This is a genomic window from Streptomyces sparsus (assembly GCF_054776295.1).
On record NZ_BAAHCA010000435.1, the window covers coordinates 1 to 4057 of the forward strand.

The following is a 4057-nucleotide window of genomic DNA, read 5'->3' on the forward strand; positions in this document are numbered from 1 at the left end:
CCCGGTGGCCGCGAGTCCCGCGCAGATCGCCCCCGCCAGAGCCGCACGACGGGTGGCGGCCCGGTGAGCCCTTCGAGCCGGCGGCGACCTCCCTCCCGGTACGTCCGTGGTGGCAGCCGTCCGGTTCGGACTCAGCCGCGGGGAGCGGCCGGCCAGCGGACGCTCCGCGCGGCTGAGCCCCGGCCCGGACGGGTACGGGCTGCTCCGTCGTGCCTCGACCTGCGGGGCGGTGGTGTGCCGTCAACGCCGCTCCGGGGTGCGGGCTTCGATGGTCATGGGCAGCGGACCGGTGCTCAGGCTCGCCTTCGGTTCGGGGACGGCGCGGAAGCCCGGTGCCGAGCGCAGCCGCCACCTGCTGCTCACCGCGGTGAGCAGCAGCAGGGCCTCCACCAGCGCGAACTGGTCACCGATGCACTTGCGGCTGCCCGCGCCGAAAGAAAGTTGGGCACTGCGAGGGACGGCCGCGGCCCGCTCGGGCAACCAGCGGTCCGGGTCGAACTGCTCGGCGTCGGCGAACAGCCGGGGGTCGTGCCCGACCGCGTAGAAGCTCAGCAGCACGATGCTGCCCGCGGGCAGGTGCACCCCGCCGAGCCGGGCGGGGGCGGTCGTGCTCCGGGACAGCAGCCAGGTGGAGGGGTAGAGCCGCAGGGACTCGGTGATCACCCGTCGGGCGGTCGGCAGCCGGGGCAGGTCGGTGAAGCACGGCAGGCGGCCGTCCAGCACCTCGTCCACCTCGGCGAACAGCGCCGCCCGCGCGTCCGGGTTCTCGTCCAGGAGGTGGAAGGCCCAGGAGAGCACGTTGCCGGTGGTCTCGGTGCCGCCGAGCAGGAGGCTGACGACCTGGTCGTGGATCTCCTCGGGCGCGAGGCACTCACCGGTCTCCGCGTCCTGGGCGTTGACCAGCGTGGACATCAGGTCCCCGTGGTCGGCGTCCGCCCGGTAGCCCCTTATCGCCTGCTCGATCACGGCGTGCAGCCGCGACAGCGCGCGGTCGAAGCGCCGGTTGGCCGGCGTGGGCAGCCTCTCCAGCAGTCCGAAGGGCGCCACCATGCGGCGGTACACCCCGCGGGTGAAGACCGGGAGGCAGCGTTGGATCTCGCTGATCGCGCGCTCGTCGATCTGCGTGGAGAACAGGGTGCGCACGATGATCCGGGCGGTCATCGCCTGCATGGCGGCGTTGAGGTCGAAGGTGCGGCCGGCCCGCCAGTCGCCGAGCACCGCCCGGATCTCCTCGCTCATCACCTCGGCGTAGCCGGCCATCCGGGCCACCTGGAAGGCGGGTTGCATGAGTCGGCGCTGCCGCCGGTGCGTCGCCCAGTCGGAGGTGGCCAGCCCGTCCCCGGTGAGCAGCCGCACCTTGTCGAAGAGCGGTCCGCCCTTGTCGTAGGTGCGGGAGTCCCGCAACACCTGCTGCACGAGGTCGGGGTGGCAGGCCAGGTAGGCGGGGCGGGGCCCCAACCGCACCTCGACGAGGTCTCCGCGCGCGGGCAGGGAAGCCAGGAACTCCAGGGGAGCGCGTCGCAGCGGCAGGGCGTGGCCGAGCAGGGGCAGGGCGCCGGGTGCGAGCGGTGGTGGACCGTATGCGGTCGGAGCGGCGGTCACGGCATCAACCGCGCGGGGCCGTCGGACAGGTCCACCCAGCCGGACGTGCTGCCGTCCCACACCGAGCCGTCCCCGAAGTACCGCGGGGTGAGGTACTCGAACTCCTGCGCTCCGGCCATGAGGTGGTCGAGCCCGGTGAGATAGGCACGGACGTCGCCCCGGCGGCCGTGCCGGCTCCGCAGCAGCTCGTCCCGGCACGCCACGTAGGCGCGTTCGTACCGCTCCACGAGAAGGCACAGCCGGTCGACGGCCCGCTGGAGCGTCAGCTCCTCGTGGCGCATCAGCACCCGCACGGCGTTCATCGGGTCGCCGTGCTCCTTGCGGAGCGACAGCAGGTCGTTGACGAGGATCATCTGCCGCATGCCGTGACCGTGCAGGGCCCGGAAGTCCGGCGAGTCGGCGACGTCCGACATGTCGACGGCCATGGCGTACTCGTTCAGCAGCAGGATGAAGTCGCAGCCGAAGCTGTCGAGGCGCAGGCGCAGGTAGGTGGGGTAGTCGGGCACTTCGCCGCTGAGCTGGTAGGGCCGTTCGGCGGCGATGCCGTCGAGGAACGCGGCCAGCGCGGCGGTGAACCTGTCGGCCTGCCGGGAGCTGAGACCGGGGCTTATGCGGCGCCAGAGGTCCGCTGCGGCGCCGCCGAGCGGGGACGGGGAGCCGCCTCCGTCGAAGGCGGACAGCAACCCGTCGAAGGCCTCCGGGGCGCCGCTCCGGCTCGCGCCCAGACCGGAGCGGTCCACGGCCAGGTCGTCGACGAGGCCCACGAAGTGGTAGAAGTCCGCGAGGTCCAGCACCCGCCGCTCGTCGGCCAGCGGCGCGACGAGCGGCCCGTACAGGCCGACCCGTTCGCGCAGCAGTCTGAGCAGCTGCGCCTCCTCCGCGAAGCAGGGGCCCAGGTGCCGCCGCACCCAGCCGTTGGAGCGGAACTCGGTCTGGGCCGCCCTGGGGTGATAGGCGACGGGCAGCAGCCGGGGCAGCTCGGGCAGGTAGTAGCCGTTGACCGGGCTGGTGGCCGGATGGTCGTCGGTCGACTCCGTCAGGGCGGTGGTCGACTCCGTCGTAGGGTGCACCGAAACTCCTGGGTTGACTCGGGCGGGCCTGAGACGCGGGGGTCTGGGACAGGGGTCGGACGTGCGGTCAGGAGGTGCGTCGGGACGCCGACCCGGCCAGCGTGCGCAGCACCTCGACGACGTGGGCGGGGAACGGCGCCTCGTCGAGGGCGCGCAGCGCGGCGCACAGCCGGTTCTCGATCATGCGCTCGACCTCCCCGAGCGCTCCGGTGTCGCGGAACACGGCGCGTACCTCCTCGGCCTGCTCCGTGCTGAGCGCCGGCCGCCCCACGGCCGCGCGCAGTACGCTCCGGCGGTCGGGGCCGGACCTGGCGAGGGCCACGGCCATCAGGACGGTGCACTTGCCGTCGCGCAGGTCGTCGTCGGCCGGTTTGCCGGTGGTGGAGGGCGTGCCGAACACGCCGAGCAGGTCGTCGCGGAGCTGGAACGCCTCACCGAGCGGTATCGCGTAGGCCGTGCACGCGTCGAGCACGGCCGGCTTGCCGCCGGACAGGGCGGCGCCGATGTGCAACGGGCGCTCGATGGTGTACTTGGCCGTCTTGTGCCGGCAGATGGCCAGTGCCCGGTGGAGGTCGGCGCTCATGTCACCGGCGGCGTCGAGGTCGAGGTACTGGCCGAGCACCAGTTCCTCGCGCATCCGGTCGAGCAGGGGCCAGAGGCCGGCGAGTTGGCCGGCGTCGAGACGTGCGGTGTGCAGCATCTCGTCCGACCAGGCAAGGGCGAGGTCACCGACGAGGATCGCGGCGTTCCGGCCGAAGCGCCCGGCGTCGCCGCCGCTTCGCCGGTGGCGCCGGTTCCGGGCGAGGGAGCGGTGCACGGTCGGGCGTCCGCGACGGGTGGCGCTGTCGTCCATGACGTCGTCGTGCACGAGGGCGAAGCCGTGGAACAGTTCCAGGGCGGCAGCGACCCTCAGGACAGCCTCGGCGTCGCCGTGGGCGCCTGCCGCGTGCCAGCCGCACAGGCACATCAGCGGACGGATGCGCTTGCCGCCGGCCAGCACCAGATCGCGGAGCTCACCGACCGCTTCGGCCAGTGGCTCGCAGGGCATCGCACGGTGGCGGGCTTCCAGGAACCGTGCCAGCAGCGCGGTGACGGCTTCCCTTATCGCTGCGGGTTCGAGCTGTCCGTCGGTGAGGGTGGTCGTCATGACGCGGTCGCCTCCGTCACCGCTCGCCGTGCCGCGCTCCGCCGTACCGGGAACCAACCGTTCGGCGCTGACTGGGCCCGAACTGTTGAACGTTATCCTTCACCGGGCTGTCGGCCCGGAAACCGGTCGGGGCGCCACGGGCGCCTCAGTCGCCACTCGGTGGTGTGCGCGCACGCGCGCGCCGCAGGTCGCGCGCCGGTGGGCCTGTGCACGCTGCGGCACCGTCGGTGCGCGGGCG

Annotated in this window: 3 protein-coding genes; all 3 read right to left on the reverse strand. The window is 73.1% G+C overall.

Annotated features, from left to right (window positions below; all coding sequences use genetic code 11):
• Positions 1–240: 240 nt before the first annotated feature.
• Positions 241–1602 (reverse strand): cytochrome P450, encoded by a 1362-nt coding sequence (locus tag ACYVE9_RS17965; protein ID WP_461028897.1) that lies wholly within the window; start codon positions 1600–1602, stop codon positions 241–243.
• On the reverse strand, positions 1599–2672 hold the full coding sequence (locus tag ACYVE9_RS17970) for a terpene synthase family protein (RefSeq protein WP_461028898.1): 1074 nt from the start codon (positions 2670–2672) through the stop codon (positions 1599–1601). Before ACYVE9_RS17970 ends, ACYVE9_RS17965 begins: the two co-directional genes overlap by 4 nt.
• Before the next feature lie 67 nt (positions 2673–2739).
• A complete protein-coding gene (locus ACYVE9_RS17975; RefSeq protein ID WP_461028899.1) occupies positions 2740–3819 on the reverse strand; it encodes a polyprenyl synthetase family protein in 1080 nt (359 codons plus the stop codon).
• Positions 3820–4057: the final 238 nt, after the last annotated feature.

Excerpts from the sequence above, each read along its gene's own strand:
- ACYVE9_RS17975 (WP_461028899.1), bottom strand. The coding sequence starts at position 3,819 with ATGACGACCACCCTCACCGACGGACAGCTCGAACCCGCAGCGATAAGG.